The 18,095-nt window shown below is 61.4% G+C and carries 23 protein-coding genes; 17 read left to right on the top strand and 6 right to left on the bottom strand.

Translation table 11 applies throughout. The annotated features are described in order from the left end of the window. Positions 1 to 42 precede the first annotated feature (42 nt). The 6 genes from JWJ88_RS17400 (at position 43) to JWJ88_RS17425 (ending at position 4,294) form a co-directional block, all read left to right on the top strand. Complete coding sequence (locus JWJ88_RS17400) at positions 43 to 2,466, top strand: tail fiber domain-containing protein (RefSeq protein ID WP_205295709.1); 2,424 nt, start codon at positions 43 to 45, stop codon at positions 2,464 to 2,466. Further along, positions 2,466 to 2,735 (top strand): hypothetical protein, encoded by a 270-nt coding sequence (locus JWJ88_RS17405; RefSeq protein ID WP_205295710.1) that lies wholly within the window; start codon positions 2,466 to 2,468, stop codon positions 2,733 to 2,735. The genes JWJ88_RS17400 and JWJ88_RS17405 overlap by 1 nt, the downstream gene beginning before the upstream one ends. Then, complete coding sequence (locus JWJ88_RS17410) at positions 2,732 to 3,493, top strand: peptidoglycan-binding protein (protein ID WP_205295711.1); 762 nt, start codon at positions 2,732 to 2,734, stop codon at positions 3,491 to 3,493. Before JWJ88_RS17405 ends, JWJ88_RS17410 begins: the two co-directional genes overlap by 4 nt. Positions 3,494 to 3,496: 3 nt before the next feature. Further along, positions 3,497 to 3,748 (top strand): Acb2/Tad1 domain-containing protein, encoded by a 252-nt coding sequence (locus JWJ88_RS17415; protein ID WP_205295712.1) that lies wholly within the window; start codon positions 3,497 to 3,499, stop codon positions 3,746 to 3,748. A gap of 3 nt (positions 3,749 to 3,751) precedes the next feature. After that, the gene (locus JWJ88_RS17420) at positions 3,752 to 3,961 is read left to right on the top strand and encodes a hypothetical protein (protein ID WP_205295713.1); all 210 of its coding nucleotides are present in this window, start codon (positions 3,752 to 3,754) and stop codon (positions 3,959 to 3,961) included. A gap of 135 nt (positions 3,962 to 4,096) precedes the next feature. Beyond that, on the top strand, positions 4,097 to 4,294 hold the full coding sequence (locus JWJ88_RS17425; protein WP_205295714.1) for a hypothetical protein: 198 nt from the start codon (positions 4,097 to 4,099) through the stop codon (positions 4,292 to 4,294). On the opposite strand, the gene JWJ88_RS17430 is transcribed toward JWJ88_RS17425, so the two are convergent. The 4 genes from JWJ88_RS17430 to JWJ88_RS17445 all read right to left on the bottom strand — a co-directional run bounded on the left by JWJ88_RS17430 (position 4,295) and on the right by JWJ88_RS17445 (position 6,467). Next, a complete protein-coding gene (locus JWJ88_RS17430) occupies positions 4,295 to 4,798 on the bottom strand; it encodes a hypothetical protein (protein ID WP_205295715.1) in 504 nt (167 codons plus the stop codon). A 193-nt stretch (positions 4,799 to 4,991) separates the two neighbouring features. Then, positions 4,992 to 5,159 (bottom strand): hypothetical protein, encoded by a 168-nt coding sequence (locus JWJ88_RS17435; RefSeq protein ID WP_205295716.1) that lies wholly within the window; start codon positions 5,157 to 5,159, stop codon positions 4,992 to 4,994. 93 nt (positions 5,160 to 5,252) lie between these two features. After that, positions 5,253 to 6,224 (bottom strand): tyrosine-type recombinase/integrase, encoded by a 972-nt coding sequence (locus JWJ88_RS17440; protein ID WP_205295717.1) that lies wholly within the window; start codon positions 6,222 to 6,224, stop codon positions 5,253 to 5,255. Between the two features lie 102 nt (positions 6,225 to 6,326). Then, the gene (locus tag JWJ88_RS17445) at positions 6,327 to 6,467 is read right to left on the bottom strand and encodes a hypothetical protein (RefSeq protein ID WP_205296925.1); all 141 of its coding nucleotides are present in this window, start codon (positions 6,465 to 6,467) and stop codon (positions 6,327 to 6,329) included. Between the two features lie 341 nt (positions 6,468 to 6,808). Here JWJ88_RS17445 and JWJ88_RS17450 point away from each other — a divergent pair, with 341 nt between their 5' ends. Beyond that, positions 6,809 to 7,459 carry an RBBP9/YdeN family alpha/beta hydrolase gene (locus JWJ88_RS17450; RefSeq protein ID WP_205295718.1) on the top strand — a complete coding sequence of 217 codons (651 nt, stop codon included), beginning with the start codon at positions 6,809 to 6,811 and terminating at the stop codon, positions 7,457 to 7,459. A gap of 144 nt (positions 7,460 to 7,603) precedes the next feature. Beyond that, positions 7,604 to 9,022 carry an FAD/NAD(P)-binding protein gene (locus tag JWJ88_RS17455; RefSeq protein WP_205295719.1) on the top strand — a complete coding sequence of 473 codons (1,419 nt, stop codon included), beginning with the start codon at positions 7,604 to 7,606 and terminating at the stop codon, positions 9,020 to 9,022. A 71-nt stretch (positions 9,023 to 9,093) separates the two neighbouring features. On the opposite strand, the gene JWJ88_RS17460 is transcribed toward JWJ88_RS17455, so the two are convergent. Next, positions 9,094 to 9,567: an Lrp/AsnC family transcriptional regulator gene (locus tag JWJ88_RS17460; protein WP_205295720.1), complete on the bottom strand. Its 474-nt coding sequence runs from the start codon at positions 9,565 to 9,567 to the stop codon at positions 9,094 to 9,096. A gap of 145 nt (positions 9,568 to 9,712) precedes the next feature. Between JWJ88_RS17460 and JWJ88_RS17465 the strand changes: the two genes are divergently transcribed. The 4 genes from JWJ88_RS17465 (at position 9,713) to JWJ88_RS17480 (ending at position 11,871) form a co-directional block, all read left to right on the top strand. Next, positions 9,713 to 9,961 carry a hypothetical protein gene (locus JWJ88_RS17465; RefSeq protein WP_205295721.1) on the top strand — a complete coding sequence of 83 codons (249 nt, stop codon included), beginning with the start codon at positions 9,713 to 9,715 and terminating at the stop codon, positions 9,959 to 9,961. Beyond that, positions 9,945 to 10,277: a hypothetical protein gene (locus tag JWJ88_RS17470; RefSeq protein WP_205295722.1), complete on the top strand. Its 333-nt coding sequence runs from the start codon at positions 9,945 to 9,947 to the stop codon at positions 10,275 to 10,277. Before JWJ88_RS17465 ends, JWJ88_RS17470 begins: the two co-directional genes overlap by 17 nt. 258 nt (positions 10,278 to 10,535) lie before the next feature. Then, positions 10,536 to 11,123 carry a PadR family transcriptional regulator gene (locus tag JWJ88_RS17475; protein ID WP_205295723.1) on the top strand — a complete coding sequence of 196 codons (588 nt, stop codon included), beginning with the start codon at positions 10,536 to 10,538 and terminating at the stop codon, positions 11,121 to 11,123. Further along, a complete protein-coding gene (locus JWJ88_RS17480; RefSeq protein WP_205295724.1) occupies positions 11,116 to 11,871 on the top strand; it encodes a siderophore-interacting protein in 756 nt (251 codons plus the stop codon). Before JWJ88_RS17475 ends, JWJ88_RS17480 begins: the two co-directional genes overlap by 8 nt. 116 nt (positions 11,872 to 11,987) lie before the next feature. On the opposite strand, the gene JWJ88_RS17485 is transcribed toward JWJ88_RS17480, so the two are convergent. After that, positions 11,988 to 13,022, bottom strand: coding sequence for a LacI family DNA-binding transcriptional regulator (locus JWJ88_RS17485; protein WP_205295725.1), 1,035 nt, complete (start codon positions 13,020 to 13,022; stop codon positions 11,988 to 11,990). 185 nt (positions 13,023 to 13,207) lie between these two features. Here JWJ88_RS17485 and JWJ88_RS17490 point away from each other — a divergent pair, with 185 nt between their 5' ends. From JWJ88_RS17490 to JWJ88_RS17510, 5 genes are all read left to right on the top strand, one after another. After that, the gene (locus JWJ88_RS17490) at positions 13,208 to 14,236 is read left to right on the top strand and encodes a substrate-binding domain-containing protein (protein WP_240200274.1); all 1,029 of its coding nucleotides are present in this window, start codon (positions 13,208 to 13,210) and stop codon (positions 14,234 to 14,236) included. Between the two features lie 97 nt (positions 14,237 to 14,333). Then, positions 14,334 to 15,290, top strand: coding sequence for an ABC transporter permease (locus tag JWJ88_RS17495; protein WP_205295726.1), 957 nt, complete (start codon positions 14,334 to 14,336; stop codon positions 15,288 to 15,290). A gap of 17 nt (positions 15,291 to 15,307) precedes the next feature. Further along, positions 15,308 to 16,084 (top strand): ATP-binding cassette domain-containing protein, encoded by a 777-nt coding sequence (locus JWJ88_RS17500; protein WP_205295727.1) that lies wholly within the window; start codon positions 15,308 to 15,310, stop codon positions 16,082 to 16,084. Next, entirely contained in the window at positions 16,084 to 17,058 is a 975-nt protein-coding gene (locus tag JWJ88_RS17505; protein WP_240200275.1) for an ABC transporter permease, read from the top strand. The genes JWJ88_RS17500 and JWJ88_RS17505 overlap by 1 nt, the downstream gene beginning before the upstream one ends. A 17-nt stretch (positions 17,059 to 17,075) precedes the next feature. Continuing rightward, positions 17,076 to 18,095: a Gfo/Idh/MocA family oxidoreductase gene (locus JWJ88_RS17510; RefSeq protein ID WP_205295728.1), complete on the top strand. Its 1,020-nt coding sequence runs from the start codon at positions 17,076 to 17,078 to the stop codon at positions 18,093 to 18,095.

Consider the following 18,095-nt stretch of genomic DNA (forward strand, 5'->3'; position numbering starts at 1 on the left):
GCGGTTCCTACCCTTCGCCTGACCCCATGCTGGCAGGCGAAGATGACGGTAGAGAACTCCAAGAACAAGTCGGGCCCGTTCAATGTCACCGGCACGAGCGGGACATATCCACGGGAATTCCTTCTGCTCGACGCGGCACACCTGCGGGTGATCCGTGTTAGGGGCGGCCAGGAAACAGATCTGACTTCGGGGGTCAGCCATACCGGCATCGGAACGGCAGACGGAACGGTCACGGTATCTAGCGGCATTCAGGCTGGTGACCAGATCTATCTCCTACGCGCCGTGCCGAACCTCCAGCGCAGCGATTACAATGCGCAGGGGCGGGTAAGGACAGATCAGGTCGAGAACGATTTCGACCTGACCGTCATGCAAATCCAGGACGTGCGAGAGGTGCAGAGCAGGGCGCTGACGTTGCCCGTCTCATCGGAGGTCGGCGGGGAAGACGCGATGGCGGCTGCGCTTGCAGCGCCGGAATACGCGGCGATTGCACAGCAGGCAGCCCTTGCCGCGCGGGCCATGCAATTCACCAGCCGGCAAGCACTTGCGGATGCCTTGACGGGTGCCGCGATTGTTAGCGGTCAGCTCGTCGCGGTAAACGGGGTCACGGCCATTATTGACCCGGCCATGACGGGTTACGCATCGGCCCTCCATGATCTGGGCGTCGATGGGGTTCGTCTCGCGGGCGATGTGATCTATGCGCGTTGGTGGACCGCTGGGGTCGAAGGCGATGCTTCGGCTGCGATTACCGCCGCAAACGCCTACGCAAATGCGCGGTATGGCGCGGCCGGGCAGGCGGTGACGCTGGTTCTGGAAGGCACGCTTTATATCGCCAACCAGATCACGCTCGGCACCACGGGCGCGGGCGCGCAAAAGGCGTTCAACATCGACGCCAAGCAGGCGATCTTCCGGGTGATGGCAGGCGGCAATCTCGAAGCCACGGGAGAGATCGAAGCCATCCGCATCGTCAACTGCATGCGGTCCACGCTCGAATTCGCGCAGATCCAGTGCTACCACCGCTGCGGCGGCATTTCACTGGAACGCTGCATCAACTCGATTTTCACCAATGTGCACATCGAGAAGTTCTTCTGGCGCGGCTTCTGGATCAAGGGCGCGCGCTCCACCCCGGCCGCACCGACCAGCGCGGGCCTGATCGTCACCGGCGTGACCGGGGAGGAATGGCTGAACGGCGATCCCGAATTCGCTGACGGCGCCAACTTCGTCGCGACCGGCATCCTGAATGAAAGCCACGACGTTCGTGTCGTCATGGCCCACGTCGGCTGGTGCGGTCTGCCGATCCACAATAAGGCCGGATCGGTCGAGTTCATCTCCTGCCACCCCTACAACGGCAACGCTACCGGCGTTGGTGTTCGCCTTCACCCGATGGGCTTCCTGAACGAGGGGGCCTCCGGCGTGAACCTCTACGATATGTATGGGGATAACGGCTATATCATCGACCTCGGCGGCGGCTTGCGCATCCACGGGCTGCAAATCCTGAGCGGCGGCTCAACGATGACGCAGCCCTATGTGCGCCTTAGCCGTGAGGTCGTGCTCAATTCCGAAATCGCCAACTGCCTTGAACAGATCGGATATTTCACCGGGACTTATCCAGTCAGCATGTTCAAAGGCGTGGTGAATATTGCCGCGCTGACACCTGACCCGACAGTCCCCGTGCATTTCACCCCGTCCTATGAATGGGGGAACAAGAACGAGACCTGGCGGCAAAAGTTTACGACCATCGCCTCCGGCTCAACCCCCGACATCACCACGATCAAAGTGGGGTCCAGTGCAAGCCAAGAGATCGTAGAGCGGTATATTCCGAACCGGCCATCTCAGGACAGTGGCGCCTATACGCAAGTCCGATATGGCCCGGGTTACGTCGTATTCCAGCAATCAACGTCCAGCGGCGGGGATGTGCGCGTGTCTGGAACGCAGCGCGTGGGCATATCCTGCCCGACCGACGGAAGCTATCCGCTGGTGTTCCATGCTGGCGATACCGATGTGGGCCGTTTCCAGCAGGGTGGGGTTTTCCGGCCAGCCGACGATAACGCGCAGTCACTTGGCGTCAGCACCTATCGCTGGTCGCAGGTCTATGCCGGGACCGGCACGATCAACACCTCGGACGAGCGGGAAAAGCAGGACATACGCGACCTGACCGAGGCAGAGCGGGCCGTCGCCGTCCGGGTCAAAAGCCTGATCCGCGCTTTCCGGTTCAGCGATGCCGTGGCGCTCAAGGGCGGCGATGCCCGCGTCCACTTCGGCGTGATGGCGCAAGAGGTCGCAGCCGCGTTCACCGCCGAGGGGCTGGACCCGATGGTCTACGGGATCGTCTGTTACGACGCTTGGGACGATCAGCCCGCGACCATCGACAGCGAAACAGGCGAGATCGTGGAACCCGCGCGCACAGCCGGTGACAGGTGGGGCGTCCGCTACGATGAGCTTTTAGCCTTCATGCTGGCGGTGCTGTGATGGGCGTGCAGTTCGACGGCCGGATCAGCCTTGGAAATGTGATCACGGCAGGGGCGCTGGCGATAACCGTGGCCATCGCATGGGGCAAGTGGACCACGCTGACCGAAACCATATCGGATAAGCTGACGGAGGCGACGACCCGGCTTGAGGGCCACGAGGCCCGCATCCGGGTCATGGAAACCACCACCGCCCGGCAGGACGAGCGGATGATCCTGATCCTCGACAGCCTCCGCGAGATCAAGGCCAGACTTGAGAAGGGGGCACCATGATCCTGACCGCAGATCATCTGTCGGCCATCGCCGGCGGGGCGGCGAACGACAACATGCAATCCACCGTGGCCGGGCTTGCGAAAGCGGGCGTCGGCGCGGGTCTGGAGCGACCGCACCGGCTGGCGCATTACCTTGGCCAACTTGCCCACGAAAGCGCAGGATGGCGGTATGATCGCGAGATCTGGGGGCCGACCGCCGCGCAGAAGCGATACGAGGGGCGCGCCGATCTGGGCAACACGCAACCCGGCGACGGCTCGCGCTTCCGGGGCAGGGGGCCGATCCAGATCACCGGCCGGGCGAATTACCGATCCTTTGCCGCGTGGGCGCAGAAACTGGACGCGCGCGCACCGGACTTTGAAGCCGATCCAGAGGCGGTCAATACCGATCCTTGGGAGGGGCTGGGGCCGATCTGGTATTGGTCCACCGGCAATCCGACGCGGGCGAGCCTGAACGGCCTTGCCGATGCCAATGACCTGACCTCGATCGCCAGGCGCATCAACGGCGGCACGAACGGGCTGGCGGACCGGCAGGCGCGCTATGTGCGGGCCGCGCTGGTGCTGGCTGGATATGGCGCGACCGAGGTGTTGCGGTTCCAGCGAGAGGCGGGGCTGACAGTCGATGGTATTGCCGGTCCCAAGACGCTGGCCGCGCTGCACGCCAAGCTCAAGGCTCTGCCTGTTGTGCGGTTTTCAGCGACGCCGGAGCAGGGCTGGCTTGCCCGCCTCATCCAAACCCTACTCAACCTTCTGAAAGGATAAGTCATGCAAACCAAAGGCCAATACCGCGTCGGCTCGACGTTCAACCCCAGTGCAAGCGGCACGGTCGATCAAATCAAGGCCAAGGCGGCTGAACTGATCGACATGATCGAGGACATTGGTGTCCCTCCTGCTAGCAGTGATGGGGAGCAACAGCGCAGTGCCGAGATTTGTCGGCTCAAAGCCCTCGCCCAAACCGAGATCGAGAGCGCAGCCATGTGGGCTGTGAAGGCCGCGACCAAGCCGGAGAAAGGGTAAGCCATGAACTGGAACGCAACCCGCCTGCTGGTCTATGCCGCATCCTTTGCGGCTTCGGCGCTGGCTCTTGCCGGGCTGGCCGATTTCGACGCTGCCACGGGCAATTTCGATCTGGCCCCGTTCAACCTCTACGCCGCCGTTGGTGCTATCGGCGGCATCGTGTCGTCTGCGCTGGCTGCGTTGGCGCTGTGGCGCGGTTGGGGGCGGAAGTGACCGCTTGGCTTATCGCGGCGCTGACGGCCATCGGCGCGGCTGTAGCGGCTTGGCTCAAGGGCCGTGCGCGGGGCAGGGCGGATGCGCAGGCAAAGCAGGACGCGGCTTATCGGGAGACTGTGGAAAGGGCGAAGGATGCGGATTTATCTTCTGGCGATGCTGACGCTGATCGTGACTGGCTGCACAAGCGCGGTAAACGATAGCGCGCTGTCCACGGTGCTGGACCGGCCCATGACCACGCACGCTGCGGCGCTGGCCGGTGACGACGTGGCGCTCATGCGCAGGACCGGGCGCGACCTGATCGCAACCTATGACGCGGCGACAGGGCGCTAGTCACCCCTGACGCCGGGCGCGGTGGAGGTCGATTCGCTTCATGATAGCAAGGCACGCATCTTCACGATCCCATGCCCCCTGATCGTGGAATGTCTCCGCATCGTAGGACAGGCGCTGGCGGACGTCATCCATCAGCGCGTCCGCATGCGCCCGCTCGTCGGCAAGGGCGGCTTCGGTGCGCTCAAGGGCCTCAGTCAGCATCGCATTCGCCTGCCGCTCGCTGTCGAGACTGGCCGCCGCTGCATACTCGCTGCGGTCCATTTCCTTCAGTGCTGCAGCCTCGCCCATGGCAGCGGCAACAGCATTGCGCGTGATTTCCTGTCCGGCCGCGTGCAGCGTTCTGGCAGCGCGCTGCACCGTCTCTAGGCTACCCGTCAGCCGCTCCACCTCGGCGCGGAGGCGGGCGATTTCGTCGGCGTCACCCCATGGGCTAGGCGGCTTCTCGTCGCCGTAGAAATAGCCCTCGCCTTCGCAGCACGGGCAACGCGTCAGTTCGTCACTCATCGCGCGTCCTCCGGGGGCTGGGGGAGGGGCAGCCAATGGCTAGGGACCGTTCCCGGATTCACACGCCGTTGGTCATATACCCATAGCTTGCCGGTCCAGTGCGGATCGTAACCGCCCGTGCAGACCTGGCCTCCAGCGAACAGGATAACTCGCTTCCCGTCCCTCGGCGCGGTGCTTATCGGTTGCCAGTCGCTCATATCCTCTCCTTCTGGTCGCGGGGGTGGGTCAGCAGCCAGTGCTGGAACAGGGCAAGACCACCGCCTACCCACATCGAAAAGGCGGTTTCGATTTGCATAATTCCGGCCACGGCCATCGCAAGGTGGGTCGCGAAGTTCAGGGCCAGCAGCACTGCCCGGCTCATGCTGTCATTCCTCTGGGGATGGGCGTTTCCCGCTTTCTCGCTTCGTTCGCGCTATGTCCACGGGACATAATTTGTGTAAATGATTGAAACAATTTAGGTTCCGCCTAATTTGTAATCAGAAGGTCGCGGGTTCGATTCCTGCAACCGGCACCATAAAATCAAGGGGTTACGCTGGGGTGCTGCGCCGTCGGCGAAGCGTTTCCCACTATGTGTTCCCACTTTCATGTTCTGCCCCCGTTCTGTTCCATCGCCGCCTTGGATAGTTTTTTTCCGATTCGCGCGCTTGCGGTAGTAGGCCGCTGTCTGGGCTGATTGGTTCGTTACTGCTTGGATCTCGGCGTCCGTGCATCCGGCCTCGGCCAGTCTGATGATGGCCAGCTTGCGCAGGCCGTGCAGCGAATAGGGCTTGGCCCGCTCGCCCAATTCCGTCCGCCACGCCCGGAAAGATTTCTCAACCGTATCGTAGCGCATGGGTTGGGTCAGGTTCCGGGAAAGAATATGAATGCCGGTCACCGGCAGGCTTTGAACGTAGGATCGTAGTTCAGTGGGGTGGAAAATTTCATAACTCTCATCGCCCTTTTCGTCCGTGACCATCATCCACTCCCCTTGAAACTGATCCCTCCGCATGGCGATGGCAGCGGCGGGTCGCTGGCCGGTGCCCAAGATTAGTTCGGCGGCACTGCGAACGATGGCTGGAGCATCAGCAAGATTCTTGCCCATCCAGTCGGGCCACGGCTCATACTCGCGCTGCTTGCCATAGAGCGTAAGCCCCTCTGTCGGGTTTGATATGACCCAATCCAGTTGGTTCCCGGCGAAGTTCGTCAGGATCGACACCATCTGGACGAGCATGTCAGCCTTGCGAGGCGTTTCGCCAAATTTGACATGCAGGTCGCGCAACCTCTGTTTGGTCAGGGTGGTGACGCTCTTGTCAGCGTTGTTCGACAATATCCACTCTATGGTGTCGTTATAGGACTTCTGGGTCCGGGGCGCGAGCTTTCGAAACCCGGCGCTGCCCCGGTATGCCTTCACCAGTTGCCGCCACGTCTCCTTCTGCGGCTTCTGCACCGCTTCGCTTTTGCTTGCCGTCCTCAGTCCATGTCAGCCGGTAATACCAACGGTCTTTGCCGCCAGCCGTCTTGCATGTGACATAAGGCTTGCGCTCCTTCCTCACAGTTCGAATTCCTCACTGGGCTTGATCTTGGCGCCTCTCATGATGGCCTGCAATTCTGCCACGTCCCAGCGATTATGCCGAACGGCGCGGGGCAGGGCGCCGGCATTCACCAGCGACATGAACTCGCTGGGCTTCATGTCGAGCAACTTGGCGGCAGTTCTTTCGCTGACGAAAAGCGGCTGGATCTGTGCCCGCCCGCAACGAGGCCGGCCGGTTAGGCCAGATGCCAAACGCCGTTGCTGGGTTTGACTTTTCAACCTTTGGACGGGGAGAGCCTGGGATACAGCGCCGATCCAGCCCGCCACCGCGTGGAAAGTTGAAAATGGGATCATTGCCCAGCCCTGATTTTGAAACCTGGCCGGGCTTCGCATCAGACTACCTCGGGCTCTCCTGGAGAACATTTTACCAAGGATAGGGGAAGATTTAGAACGACAAATCACGACTTATGCGGTAGCTTTTATAGCGAAAGGAGTTCGCCATGATCAAGACCCTTCTTCTTCCGGGACTGGATGGCTCGCCTGCGCCGCATTGGCAGGATTGGTGGGCCAAGACCGATATGACGGCAAGAATCGTCGAACAGGATTCGTGGTCGAAACCATCTCTGGACCAATGGCTGACCGAGATCGCCGGCGCTGTCCTTACCTATCCGGGCGCGATTTTGGTTGGTCATTCGCTGGGCGCAATCGCTGCGGTCAAGCTCCTCAGCCAGTGGCCGCAGCTTAATGTTGCAGGCGCGCTGCTGGTGGCGCCGGCCGAAACGGCGAAATGCGACCGGATCCGCGGCTTTGGCGCAATCCCCGAACGTGCGCTGCCTGTTCCCACGATGGTGGTCGCAAGCCGCAACGATCCGTGGATGTCGTTCGCCCGCGCTGCCGGGCTTGCCCAGGCATGGGGAAGCGAGTTGGTGAACATGGGTCATGCCGGTCATATCAATACCGCCGCAGGTTTCGGACCCTGGCCACAAGGCAAGCAACTCGCCAAGGCGCTTGCCGCACGTTCTCAGATCATTGCGTTGAAAGATGCACATCTCCGGACGACGGGGCGGATACGCGTGGCAGGGCATATGCCTGATCCCATCCATCGACCCGTCCGGGCGGCTCTTTCAGATTCCCATACGAGCACGAGGTGAAGACATGTCTTATGGTGCATTCGATCCTGGCCTGTCCGCCTATCTTTCCGACAATGAACAGGCAGCTCCGCAAATCACCGTCCGTTGGCAATGGCCGATGGGCTTGGCCGCCGCAGCGGTGCTTTTTGCCTGTATGGTGATGTGATGTCGGCAAGCTTTTCTGCCCCAACCATCGGTCCCCATACGGTAATCATTGGCGGTGGGGCCAGCGGCGTCCTGATGGCGACACATCTTTTGTCATGCTCAGAGGCAGGGCAGGTCACGATCATCGAGAAATCAGATCTGCTGGGCTGCGGAATCGCATATGCGACCGACAACCCCGACCATCTGCTGAACACCCGCGTCCATAACATGAGCGCCTTTCCGAAAGACCCCGATCACTTTCGACGTTGGTTGCGGCTTTCGGGGGAAGCTCCGAATGCGACCCCTGACTGTTTTGTCGGCCGCAAGACTTATGGGCGTTATCTGGGCAGCCTGATGGCCGACCTTGGATCGCGGCGGCTGCGTTGCCTGCATGACGAATGCATCCGGCTTGAGCCCGACTTGAATGGCGTGACGGCCTTGCTGAAGGGGGGTAAGACCATCCATGCGGATTTCGCGATCCTCGCCACCGGACATGCGGTCCCTCCGCATGTGCAGGACGGAATGCGTAGCGGCTGGGATTTCACGCGGCCCAGAACGCCGGACGAGCCCGTCGTTATCATCGGCACCGGTCTTTCGATGGTCGATCACATCGTGTCGCTGATCGGATCGGGACATCGCGGGCCAATCACCTGCCTTTCGCGCAGAGGTTTGCTGCCCCGTGCCCATGCGGCGGGTTCGGCGCTGGAGTTCGACGCCGAAACGATCCCGGTCGGACAGCCGGTCAGTGCAGTGCTGAGATGGCTGAGGGCAAAAACCCGCGAGGCAGAAGCGGTTGGGGGAAGCTGGCGCGATGTCGTGGACGGCATACGCCCCTTTGTGCGCGCAATCTGGCAGGCTTGGCCTCGTGAAGAACGCAGGCGCTTTCTGCGCCATTCCGCATCATGGTGGGAGGTCCACCGACACCGCATGCCGCCGCAATCCGCAGCCATGATGGATGAGGCGCGCGGACGCGGCCAGCTTGAGATCTTGAAGGCGCGTTTCGAAAGGATAGTCAGCAGTGAACCTGTCTGCGAGATCGAAGTCGTGACCTCGACCGGAGAGCGCCGCAGGCTAAGTGGCCATGTGATCGACTGTCGCGGGATCCGCCGTGATCCGCGGACCGATAGCGCCGAAGTCATCCTTGATCTGATTGCCGAGGGGCGGGCGCGGATCGATTCACTCAGCCTTGGACTCGATACAACCTCTCAGGCGCGGTTGATCGACGGGCGGGGCAGAGCTGCCCAGCGGCTGTTCGCCATCGGCCCCTGCGCGCGCGGTGCGCTTTGGGAAATTACGGCAATACCCGATATTCGTGCGCAATGCGCCGATCTTGCCCGCCAGTTGATCGGCAGCTACCCGGGGGCGGGGGTGCTCCCCGTCGCGCACAGCCACAAGCGCACAGCAGAACCGTTGCGGATCGTGCATGGTCAAGCAAGATGAATACGCGGGTCCTGGGAACGTGCGGATATGTCATGCCGCCCGCCCCGGTACCCGCGTCTCGACCGCGCTTCTTAACGGTTTTGCACGTCAACCGGATAGGCGGTGCTGTACCAGATCCTTTCCATGGAGAAATGCGACGTGACATTCTTGATCGGCACAGCATCCGTCAGCCGCTTGTAGAAAAGATCGAAGGCGGTCATGTCAGTCACCGCCAGGCGCAGCAGGTAATCCATGCGCCCGGCCATGCGGCAGACCTCCATAACCTCGGGCATCTTCATAACCACGTCGATGAATTGTTCGCGCCATTCCTGCGTGTGATTCGGCGCCTCGATCTCGACAAACACGAGAATGCTGAACCCAAGCTTGACCGGATCGGCAAGCGCAACACGACGGGTCAGCACGCCCTGCGCCTCAAGCTTCTGAATGCGCTTCCAGCATGGTGTCTGAGAAAGCCCCACTTTTTCAGCTATCTGCGCGATAGGGAGTGCCGCGTCGCGCATTAACTCTGCCACGATCTTGCGGTCGATAAAGTCCAGATCCGCCATAAGCGCATTTTTCCTTTTCATGGCCAGGATGTTGGGTGGCTGTCCGAGTAACCTTCATTAACGCTATTATCTACCATCTTAATCGTGTATTGTAAAAGTCTGATCGACTCCCGAAATGAATTTGTAATGCGAGGCCACCATCATCATGAGCCAGTTCATCCTGACCAAAGCCGCAATCGCAGAGACCGAAGGCGATCAACTGTTCTCTGTCCGGCTGATTGACCGCAGAACGGGCGAGGTGCCCAATGTGAACGGCGTTCCGTTAAGCTTGCTGACCATGTCGCCCCGCGCCGCCGTCTCGGCGTTCATGCAGGGACGCGATCAGCATGTATGGCGTACGGAAATCGAGCCGGTCCCAAGCTTGGCAGGGCGCAGTCATGGTGCGGCTTTCTGAACGGCTGCTGGACCGACTGCTCAGCATGACAACCGGCAACGGAACTCCCGAGGAGCATGTGCGGAAAGCGCTAGGGGGTGACCCTTGGCGTATTCGTCGCGCCGCCCCACGCTGGTACACGATCTGGAGCGGGGATCCGGAGCGGCTTTGCCGGCTGCGGGTGCTGCTGTTGCCGCAAAACGGGCTGGACCTCAGCGCCGAGGAGGAGTTGGCCTTGGTACAGGCCCAGCTACAGCGGCCGAATTGGGTGCCGGATCCTCGCCATTTGGCCGATGCCCGGCAGAAATTGCGCAAGGCCGTGTCACGCAGGCTTTGACCGATTTCATGCCATAACCGTCGAGAGACGCAAAGGGCGCGGTTAACCGCCCGCCGGTTCGCGCTGCGATTGTGTCGGCTTTGCTGAAAATCGTCAAACCGACCAGTGCGAAGGCACCCGTGGTAAAGCTGGTGCCTTCATTGCTTTGATCTTGTGGTCGAGACTGGGCAGGGCGCGGCCTGAAAAAATAGCACGAGACCCTTGCACAAGCAATATTACGATATATCTTAATTTCCGTTATATCGTAATGAGGCAAAAATGAGATATCACCATCCCTTCAAGGGCCACGACCGCCGTTTCAACCACGACAGTCCCCCGCCCGAACATTCCCATCCGCACCATGGCGCCCATCGTGGCCACCATCGGGGTGGCGGGCGGAGTCGGCGATTGTTCGATTATGGCGAAATCCGGCTGCTGGTCCTTGCCATGATCGCCGGGCGTCCGCGTCACGGCTATGAGATCATCAAGGAAATCACCGACCGTTTCGACGGCCGCTACTCCCCCAGCCCCGGCGTGATCTATCCCACCCTGTCGTGGCTGGAGGACATGGGCTATATCACCATCGAAGCCGGAGAGGGTGGCCGTAAACTGTCCAGGCTGACATCCGAGGGCGCGGCCTTTCTTGAAGCCAATCGCAAGGCGACCGATGAACTGCTGGCCCGCAAGCCGCCGGAGCGGAAATCCGATGACGTCGGTGCAGCGATGGACCGTCTGAAGTCGGCGCTCAGGGCGCAGATCGGGCGGGCGGAAGCAGCGCCGGAAGAGGCTGCGCGTATAGCGGCCATCCTGACCGAAGCCGCCGACCGCATTGCCGCAGGCACAACGCAGGAGGTCGGAAATGACTGACAGTGAAGCGATCATCACCCGCCACCGCCACGAGGTGAAGCGCCGCATGTTGACGGTGCGTGAGGTAACATCGCTGACCCCGCATATGCTGCGCATCGTGTTGGAGGGCGACAATCTGGCCGATTTCGTCAGCCTCGGTTTCGACGATCACATCAAGCTGCTTTTTCCCGGCAGTGACGACAAACCCACGATGCGCGAATATACCCCGCGCGCATTCGACACCACGGCTGGGACTTTGACGTTGGACTTTGCTTTGCATGAGGCGGGACCGGCAACGGCTTGGGCCGCCGGGGCGAAGCCCGGCGACCGGTTGGAGATCGCGGGGCCGCGCGGCTCTGCCGTGATCCGTCCGGATTTCGACTGGTGGCTGTTGATCGGCGACGAGACCGCCTTGCCTGCCATCGCCCGCAAGCTTGAGGAATTGCCCGCCGGCGCGCAGGCCATCACCCTTGGCGTGGTGCCCGAAACGGCGGACCAGCAGGATTTTGCATCTGCGGCCCGCCTCGACACGCATTGGGTTCTGCGTCCGGAAAGTGCTGCCGATGATGCGCGGCCCGTGCTCAATGCGGTTCAGGGGCTGACCCTGCCCGAAGGGCGCGGCTTTGTCTGGATCGCCGCCGAAGCGAAAGTGGCCCGCGCGCTTCGCGACCATTTTCAGCAGGAACGAGGGCATCCCCGGCAGTGGATCAAAGCCGCAGGATACTGGACCAGAGGCATTGCCGATGGCGCCGACAAGGCACTGGAATGACGTAAGGAAAAGGTCGCTCGAACGTATCGGTGGGACAGCTCTTTTCACGCGGGCCGGCGGTTTGCATGGCTTTGATCTTGCCGCCATTCGGCGGGCCGGGCTTTCGGGGCGGCAGGTCAAAGCCCGCAATTGTATTTGGTATGCACAAGGATCTGCGAAGTGGAGGGGTGCGCGGTCGCACCCTCCTTTGTGCTGCGGATCCATTGCGCGGCTTGGATCAGCTCCGAGACGAAGTCGTGGGAAATGACGAAATCCATGATCCCGGACTCGAGCAGGTTGCGTGAATGCTGAGTCAGTTCATGGCCGACAAAGATGGTATCGCGTTCGCTTCCGACGGCTTCCAGCGCCCAGGCGACGCCCCGATTGGCCCCCGCGACATTATAGATTGCCCTTGGCACGCCATGGGTTTCGAAATGGCGGGTCAGTTGCTCGCCCGTGCTGTCGGCATCGTCATTGGCGACTACGCGTTCCTCGATGCGCAGATGGGGGAAATCCGCGCGAAGCACGCGGCGGAAACCCATCTCGCGTTCCTGCTGGCTGCGAAACGGAACGCTCATCACGATCAGGATCTTGTTGCGTTCGCGCGGAAGACGGCTGCCGATCAGCAGCGCGGCCACGCTTCCCGCCGCGTATTGGTCGTTGCCGATATAGGCGCTGCGCCGGGAACTGGGCAGGTCGCTGGTCAGGCAGACAACGGGCACGCCGGCGGCGCAAAGCTTGCGGATGGCGCTGTTGGTGGCTGGATGCTCGCGCGCGACGACCAGGACACCGTCGGCTTCACTGCCTTCCTGTTCCATTTGACGGGCAAAGGTTGATGGATCGACCTGCGAGGTGGGGATATAGGTTCCCCGGATGCGCACGCCCGGCAGGCTGCGGTTCACCGCTTCGGCCGCTTGCTCCATGGTGGCATTGAAAGTCGCACCGGATTCGCAAAACAGCCGAAGGTCGAACATCCGCTCGCCCGGCGCCGTGTCATGCGACAGTTTTTCAAGGGCGGCCAGCACGCGCAGCCGGGTCTTTTCCCGAACGCCGGCACGGTTGTTCAGGACCCGGTCCACCGTCGCGGTCCCCAATCCCGACAGTTGTGCAATTTCCTTAAGTGAGGGGCCTTTCCAGCCCCGGGCCCGTCCGGTGTGTGTCATCATCCTCATGCCGCGATGCGTTCAGATTGGGGCTTTTGCTGCGTCTATCTCAGACAATGATGGCCCGTTGATCGTGTCGAGATCGTTAGATCGCGTTTTTTGATGAAAATTAAATCATAATCTGCCATTCAATCTTATTTCCAGAATCTGACAGTTTTGCAATATTTGTTGCATAACTGGAGGAGGAAAGAAAAATGATGCTTAAAAGCAGGATTCTGGCTGCGACTGCGCTTGTGGCCATGGCCCTTCCGGGGCTTTCCATCGCACAGGATGGCGAAAAGCTGCGTTTCGTTGTCGTGTCGCATATCGGCTCGAACGATCCCAACATGAACTGGCTGACCATGGCCATGGACGAGTTCGAGAAGAAATATCCCGACGTGGATGCCGAATATATCTCGACCAACAACTACTCGGTTCAGGAACATGTCCGGCTGCTGGAGCAGGCCATTGCGACGCGGCCCGATGGCATTGCCGTGCCGATCGTCAGCCCCGATGCGTTCGAGGGACCGCTGCGTCGCGCGATCGAATCCGGCATTCCGGTCGTTGCGTTCAACATCCCCGACGGTCGCCCGACGGAAGACCGGATCCCCTACCTGACCTATGTGGGTGGCGATGAGTTCCTGACCGGCAAGAGGTTGGGTGAATATGCCCTGGAACAAGTCGAGGCGGGTGCCATTCCGGCCCCGACCGGCGTGGTTTGCGCCAGCCACGACTCTGCCCACGAAGGGCTGAAGCAACGTTGTGCCGGCATGCGCGAAGTGATGGAAGGCGCGGGCGCCAAGTTCGAGGAACTGTTCATCGGCGCCGAGCCTGCCACCGCGCGCAACACGCTTCAATCGTTCCTGAGTGCCAACACCGACACCAACTACATCTTCACCGTGGCCGGCTGGTCGTCACCCTGGGCCTGGGGCGTGGCGAACGACATGGGGCTGAAACCCGATGTCGATAACGAAGGCATCACGGTTCTGACCGTGGACGAGGGGCCGGTTTCCATCGAAGGCGTACGCAACAACCACATTCTGGCCACCAACAGCCAGGGTTTCTGGTTGCAGGGCTATGCGCCGTTGGAATGGCTCTACTGGAACACCAAGTTCGGCTACGCACCTCAGCAGGACATCCTGACCGGACCGATCGTCATCAACAAGGACAATGCCGAAAACTGGGCCGAACTGGTCCGCAATGTCTTTGGTGAAGAGGCCTATAACCAGCAGAACACCTGGTAAGCGCCTGAGCGTCCGGGACCGCGGCTGGAAGGCCGCCGTTCCGGCACCGTCCGGCGGCGCATTGCGTCGCGAGACCTTTCCGTTCGGGGATGAAGTCATGAATAACCTTGTCCGAGGCCAAAGCTTTGGCGCCGTGATCGGCGTCGCCCTGATGCTTGTGGTCTTCAGCCTGATCGACTTTTCAGGCTGGTGGCGCAGCTCGACGCTGTCCAACGTCGTCCACTTCACTGCGATCCTTGGCCTGGTGGCCATGGGACAGGCGCTGGTCATCATGACCAAGGAGATCGACCTTTCAGTAGGCTCGGTCTACGGCCTAACCGGCGTGGCCTTTATCACTCTGGAGCCGAAACTGGGTGTGCCCGGTTCGGTGCTGGCGGCACTGGCTATCGCGGCGACCGTGGGGCTGTTGCAGGGCCTGCTGGTGGTCAAGGGCAAGCTTCCATCGATGATCGTCACGCTGGGTGGCCTGTTTACCGCGCGCGGGCTGATCTATGTCTGGACCGGCGGCACAGTGCAGAATTTTTCCGAAGCGGCGCGCGGCAACTGGTTCACACGGCTTCTGGGCGGTGAATGGTTCGGGGTCGAAGCCGCGATCTTCTGGATGATCGGGCTGTGTATCGCGCTGAATGTGATGCTTTGGGGCACGCGCTTTGGCAACCAGTTGCTGGCGACCGGTGGCAGTTTCGACAGCGCGGAATCGCGTGGGGTGCGGACGGGCCGCGTGAAGGTCGTGACCTTCATGCTGTGTTCGCTGCTGGCCGGGTTCGCAGGCATACTTACCCTTGCCGACAAGCCCCAAAGCCATGTGACCCTGGGCGAGTTGATGGAGCTGGAGGCTATCGCCGCGGCTGTGATCGGCGGCTGTCTTTTGTCCGGCGGGCGCGGCTCGTTGGTGGGCGCGGTGCTTGGCGCCTTTATCATCACCAGTTTCCGCTACGAATTGATCGCGCTTGGCGCGCCGTCGTCATGGTTCATCACCTTCGTCGGCGTCGTCCTGATCGTTGCCGTGATCTTTAACCAGAACCTCGCCCGCCGTGCCGGGCATAGCGTCTGACGCGAAAGGACATGGCCATGGCCAGCACCACCCCTTTGATTCAGGTAAAGAACCTGCAACTCTATTTCGGCGCTTTCCACGCGCTGAAGAATGTCTCGGTCGATTTCAACGCCGGCGAGCTCATCGGTCTTGTGGGCGATAACGGCGCGGGCAAGACCACGCTGATCCGCGTGCTTTGCGGGATCCACAAGCCGACCTCGGGCGAGGTGTGGTTCGACGGCAAGCGGGTTGAAAAGTTCCATCCGAAACTGGCCATCGATCAGGGTATGGAGACGATCCAGCAATCGGTCGGCCTGTGCGACAACCTGTCGATCGCGCGCAACTTCTATCTGGGGCGCGAGCCGGTCCGGCGGATCATGGGCATTCCGATCCTGGATTTCAAAAAGATGCGCGACATGTCCTCCAAGGTGATCCGCGAATTCGGCCTGCGCGACAATGTTTCGGCCGATGACGAAGTCGAGCGCCTGTCGGGCGGCGAGCGCCAATCCGTCAAGATCGGCCGCGCCGTCGAATTCAAGAACCGCGTCGTCATCATGGACGAGCCCACCAACCACCTTTCGGTACGCGAGCGGGAGCATGTGAACGAACTGGCCGTTGCGCTGAAGGAACAGGGCCTGTTGGTGATCTATATCACCCATGACATCTTTCAGGTTCACAAGCTGGCCGACCGGATCGTCATCATGGAAAACGGCGAGAAGATCGAGGACGCCCTGACCAGCGCCATGTCTGCCGACGCATTGGAAGAGATCATTCGCCAAGGTGGCCGCAAGGTCGAAAAGCGGGGGGCGGTCTGATGGCCGTTGCGGGTTTCAAGCGTATTATCCGGCAACACACCGAGATAGGCATCTTCCTGATCGCGCTGTTGCTGGTCATCTTTTTTGCCAGCAGTTCGGACGGCCGCTGGGCCAACCTCTATAACATCGCCACGATCGTGCAGGTCACGGCCACGTTGGGGCTGATGACGCTGGGTGTGGCGCTGGTGATCGGAACGGGCGAGATCGACATTTCCGTGGGCTCGACCTTTGGCATGGGCGCGCTTGTCTATCTGTGGCTGGCGATGCGAATAGATCCGGCGCTGGCGATGCTGGTCTCGGTCGCGGTCGGGGCGGCAATCGGGGCGTTCAACGGTTTCCTGATCACCCGGACCAACACACCCTCGCTGATCATCACGCTGGGCACGCTGATGATCTTTCGCGGCATTGCGATTGCCCTGACCGACGGGTTTTCGTTTTCCATTCCTTATGCGCAACGCAACGGCTTTACCTATTGGCTGTTTGGCGGCGGCGATATCATGGGCTTCAATACCGCGCTGATCTGGCTGATCGTGGCGCTGGTGGTTCTTGTGATCGTGCTGCGCGCCACCCGCTTCGGCAATCATCTGCTGGCGGTCGGTGGCTCGGCGGCCAGTGCCCACTCACGCGGCGTACGAGTGGACCGGGTCAAGTTCACCGCCTTTCTGCTGTGCGGCTTGCTGGCCGGTTTTGCCGGCTCGCTGGAGGCAGGCAAGCTTGGTTTTGCCGACGGCTCGATGGGGCGGCTGATGGAGTTGCAGGCCATCGCCTCTTGCGTGCTGGGCGGCTGTCTGCTGGCGGGTGGGCGCGTCTCGTTGCCTGGGGCGCTGATGGGGGCGTTCGTTCTGTCCTCGATCCAGTCTTATCTCGTGGTCATGGGGGTGCGTCCGCAATGGTTCCTCCTGCTTCTGGGCGTGATCGTTATCGCCGCAGCGCTTGGCGACCGAGGCCTGCGCCAATGGGCCATCAAGCGATAGCAACAAGGATGTCGTGAATGTCTGTCAGAATAGGTCTTGTCGGTGCAGGGATCATGGGTGCGGATCATGCCCGGATCGTGGCCGAGGAACTGCCCGGCGCGGTGTTGCAGGTGATCTGCGACGCGTCGCCGGATCGGGCGCAGGCTCTGGCCGAAGCCTGGGGCGCCGCGGATGCGGTAACTGATCCCGCTGCACTGGTGCTGCGGCAGGATGTGGATGCGGTGATCGTGGCCAGTCCCGATTTCACCCATGCCCCGCTGTCCATGGCCTGCATTGCAGCCGGCAAGCCGGTGCTTTGCGAAAAGCCGTTGTCGCCAGAATCCAACGACTGCCTTCGGGTGATTGAGGCCGAGACGGCTTCGGGCCGGCAATGGGTGCAGGTGGGGTTCATGCGCCGCTATGACCAGTCCTATGCCGAGATGAAGGCGGCGTTGGCCTCGGGCGTGTTGGGGCGCGCGGTGATGATGCACAACTTCCACCGCAACGTCGAAAACCCCGTCGCCGGTTTCACTGCCGATATGGCCATCACCAACTCTGCCCCGCACGAGTTCGACGTGGCGCGCCATGTTTTGGATACCGACTACAGCACCGTCACGGCCTTCACCCCAAAGGATGCGGGCGGCAAGGTCGGCCCCGTCGTCATGGTGCTGGAGACGGCGGGCGGCCAGCTTGTGACCATCGAGATCAACAACAACGCCGCCTATGGCTATGACGTGCGCGGTGAACTTGTGGGTGAAAAGGGCGCGATCTCGTTGAACGCGCCTTTGCATACGCGGCTGGATCTGGGCTTGCAGCAGGTGACGACATATGCCGCCGACTGGCGCCCTCGCTTTGGCGAGGCTTATCGCCGGCAGGATCGCGCCTTTGTCGATTTCGTACAGACCGGCCGTTTCCCCGAGGATGCCGCCAGCGCATGGGATGGCTATGCCGCCTCAGTCGTGGCCGAGGCTGGGGTGCGATCCCTGCGTGAAGGGGGCCGGGCCCCGGTCGCCATGATAGATCAACCGGCACTCTATGCCAGCAATGGGAAAGCGTGA

Origin of the sequence: Paracoccus methylovorus, from assembly GCF_016919705.1 — a bacterium.
In the GTDB taxonomy this organism is placed as follows: Bacteria; Pseudomonadota; Alphaproteobacteria; order Rhodobacterales; family Rhodobacteraceae; genus Paracoccus; species Paracoccus methylovorus.